Annotated in this window: 3 protein-coding genes; all 3 read left to right on the plus strand. The window is 47.0% G+C overall.

What is annotated here, in order from left to right:
• Nucleotides 1-735: lysophospholipid acyltransferase family protein (locus tag KDK18_RS07860; protein WP_257254352.1), on the plus strand; the 735-nt coding region annotated here is incomplete at its 5' end.
• A gap of 448 nt (nucleotides 736-1183) precedes the next feature.
• On the plus strand, nucleotides 1184-3106 hold the full coding sequence (locus KDK18_RS07865; protein ID WP_257254353.1) for a PrkA family serine protein kinase: 1923 nt from the start codon (nucleotides 1184-1186) through the stop codon (nucleotides 3104-3106).
• A gap of 234 nt (nucleotides 3107-3340) precedes the next feature.
• Nucleotides 3341-3766, plus strand: a 426-nt coding sequence (locus KDK18_RS07870) for a YeaH/YhbH family protein (RefSeq protein ID WP_257254354.1), incomplete at its 3' end; no start/stop codon positions are given.

Consider the following 3766-nt stretch of genomic DNA (forward strand, 5'->3'; position numbering starts at 1 on the left):
AGCCATATTGCCAGGGCGTCAGTGCAAATGGCTCTGTTGTCTGTTTCTGAGAAGAGGCAGAAACAAATCATTCGCCAGTCTGCTCGTTATACCGTTGATTATGTTCTTGCTCTTCCTTCACTTAATAAAGTGGTTTACCTGCTGCATAATCAGGACGTCATTGCCCAGGCCCTTTCAGAAAACAAGGGCGTGGTCATACTCTCTCTCCATATGGGTCCACCCGATCTGGGAACATTGGCACTCTCACAACAGGGTTTACCAGCAACTACCCTGATTGGTTCAGGAAAACAGTCGCCATTAACCCATAAGCTCGGCAAGGCATTTCTTCTGAAGGCCGGTATTGAACCTACTACAAAAGGAGACCCCACAGCGGTATTTCAGGCTCTGAAACAGAAAAAAGCCGTTTTTTTATACAGTGACCTCCGCTCAGAAGAGATGCCTGTGACATTTTTTGGACAGAAAACCCGAGCCCCTGCGAGCGGCATCATGACGGCTCATCTTCTGAAAGCGCCCGTTCTTTTTCATCACTGCACTTTTGAAAATAATCAGTGGCAGTTGCATTTTGAGCCTCTGCCACTAACCCAAACCGGTAACAGAAAGCTGAACACTCAGCATGACCTCCAACGACTGATGCACAGAATGGAGCAGGTGATCAGGGAGAACCCTCAGCTCTGGATATGGCATTACGACCGCTTCAAGTTGAAAAACAAGATTCAGCGCAACACAGTCTTCTAATTATTTTCAACCTGAGCCGTATGCATAACAAAAACTCCTGACGAGAGTAAAGATGGCTCAAGATCAGGCTATTAAGCGACAGACACCCTCAACGACTCCAACGTTCAAAAAATTTCACTGGCGACTGCCTGAAAACCCCTTTAGGATAGGAGGATTGCCCCTCCCAAAGATTTGTTTTTTTCCTTTTATATCAATAAGTTACCCTTCTCGACCCACGCAAGAAAAAGTCCGAAAATAAGTAGACATTTATACAGATAGCCTCTATAACATTTACTGTGATATCAACATACAGACACCTGCATAAGTAGAGTTCCTGCAACATGAATTCTTAAAAACCGGAGTGTCGTGTGGTTCACAATAACCATTTGCATTAACAATACAGTGCCCAGACCAACAATAATATTAGTACGCCGGTGATCATGGAGGTCATGGCGAGGGGGAGCCTGATATGTCAATTTTTTCTCATTACCAGGAGAGGTACGAATCGACTCGGCAAGAGGAGATAAGTCTTCAGGAGTATCTGGATCTTTGCAAAACCGACCCTGGTGCTTACGCAAATGCGGCAGAGAGAATGCTTTCAGCCATTGGCGAACCAGAGATTGTTGATACGTCTCGTGATCCGCGTCTGAGTCGTATATTTTCCAACAAGTTGATTAAGTGTTATCCCGCTTTTGAGGAGTTTTATGGCATGGAAGAAGCGATCGAACAGATTGTTTCTTACTTCAAACATGCCGCACAGGGTCTCGAAGAAAAGAAACAGATCCTTTATTTGCTGGGTCCTGTAGGTGGCGGTAAGTCATCTCTGGCAGAGCGCCTCAAAGCTCTGATGGAACTGAAACCTTTCTATGCTATCAAGGGCTCTCCGGTGTTTGAATCACCACTGGGTCTCTTTAATCCCGAGGAAGATGGCAAGATTCTGACCGAAGAATACGGTATTCCCGGTCGTTACCTGAAATACATCATGTCTCCATGGGCGGTTAAGCGCCTACACGAGTTTGGAGGTGATATTTCCAAGTTCCGTGTTGTAAAAGTTTACCCAAGTCGTTTGAACCAGGTGGCTATTGCCAAGACTGAACCAGGCGATGAGAACAACCAGGACATCTCCAGTCTGGTCGGTAAAGTAGACATCCGTCAGCTGGAAGAATTCTCCCAGGATGACCCGGATGCTTACAGTTTCTCAGGAGCACTTTGCCGTGCCAATCAGGGTGTGATGGAATTCGTAGAGATGTTCAAAGCCCCTGTGAAAGTACTACATCCTCTACTGACTGCTACTCAGGAGGGTAACTACAACTCCACAGAAGGCATGGGTGCTATTCCTTTTGAAGGTATCTTGCTGGCGCACTCCAACGAATCCGAATGGCAGACCTTCCGCAACAACAAGACCAACGAAGCGTTTATTGATCGTGTAAACATTGTTAAGGTTCCTTACTGCACACGCATCAAAGAAGAGGTGGGTATCTACGAAAAACTGCTGGAACACAGCTCTTTGAAGAACGCACCATGCGCACCTGATACTCTGAAAATGCTGGCCCAGTTCTCCGTTCTGTCCCGCATCAAAGAGCCCGAAAACTCTTCAGTTTATTCCAAAATGCGTGTCTATAACGGTGAGAACCTGAAGGACACCGACCCTAATGCGAAACCACTGCAAGAATATAAAGATTCCGCAGGTGTTGATGAAGGCATGGACGGACTCTCTACCCGTTTCGCATTCAAGATTTTGTCCAAGGTCTTTAACTTCGACTCCACCGAAGTCGCAGCCAACCCTGTGCACCTGATGTACGTTCTGGAACAGCAGATTGAACAGCAGCAGTTCCCGGATGAAGTGACTGATCGCTACATGCGCTTCATCAAGGAATATCTGACACCCAAATATGTTGAATTTCTGGGTAAGGAAATTCAGACCGCTTATCTGGAGTCCTATTCAGATTACGGTCAGAACATTTTTGACCGCTACATCACTTATGCTGATTTCTGGATTCAGGATCAAGAATTCCGTGATCCCGACACCGGTCACATTCTGGATCGCAGTGCCCTGAATGATGAACTGGAAAAAATTGAGAAGCCTGCCGGCATCGCTAATCCGAAAGACTTCCGTAACGAAGTGGTTAACTTTGTCCTGCGTGCCCGGGCCAATCACGAAGGCAAGAACCCAAGCTGGTTGAGCTACGAGAAAATGCGTGCAGTGATCGAGAAGAAGATGTTCTCTAACACAGAAGATCTGCTGCCAGTAATTTCCTTCAATGCCAAGGGCTCCAACGAAGACCAACGCAAACATGCAGACTTTGTTAAGCGTATGGTTGAGTATGGATACACAGAAAAACAGGTTCGCCTGCTGTCCGAGTGGTACATCCGGGTTCGCAAGTCTCAGTAACTCATGAGCCCCTGCGCTGCCGTTCAATACCCGGCAGCGTTCATGATGAGTCACCACGGCGCCTTCGCGGGCGCTTCTACATCATGTTTTATCAGACAAGACATCAGTGTAGAAGTATGTCGTTTATCAAGAAAAATGGTCATTTTTCAGGAAAAAACGACATTGCCATGACAGTAGCAAAATAGTCCTGGATAGAACAAATAGCCAGGTCTGAGTACCCAAGGAGAGCGTCCTATGAGCATAATAATTGACCGACGCCTCAATGCGAAAAAGAAAAGTACGGTCAACCGTCAGCGTTTCCTGAGGCGCTACAAAGGTCTGGTAAAAGAGGCAGTACAGGAGGCTGTTGATCAGCGCTCTATTACCGACGTTGATAGCGGCAGTGACATCAGCATTCCCAAAAAAGACGTGTCAGAACCGGTTTTTCATCACGGTCAGGGTGGCCGGGTGGAACAGGTTCATCCTGGCAACAAAGAGTTCACCACCGGTGATCGTTTCCAGCGCCCTCAAGGCGGTGGTGGACAGGGCAGCGGGGAAGGCGAAGCCAGCAACAGCGGTTCCGGTGAAGACGACTTCATTTTTTCCATTAATCGCGAAGAGTTCCTTGAATATCTGTTTGAAGATCTTGAGCTGCCTAATCTGGTTCGCAAAGAACTCAAG

The sequence above is a fragment of the Endozoicomonas sp. SESOKO3 genome (genome assembly GCF_024606255.1).

Bases quoted from the DNA above. Each gene is read 5' to 3' on its own strand.
- KDK18_RS07865 (WP_257254353.1), top strand. From the start codon at position 1,184: ATGTCAATTTTTTCTCATTACCAGGAGAGGTACGAATCGACTCGGCAA.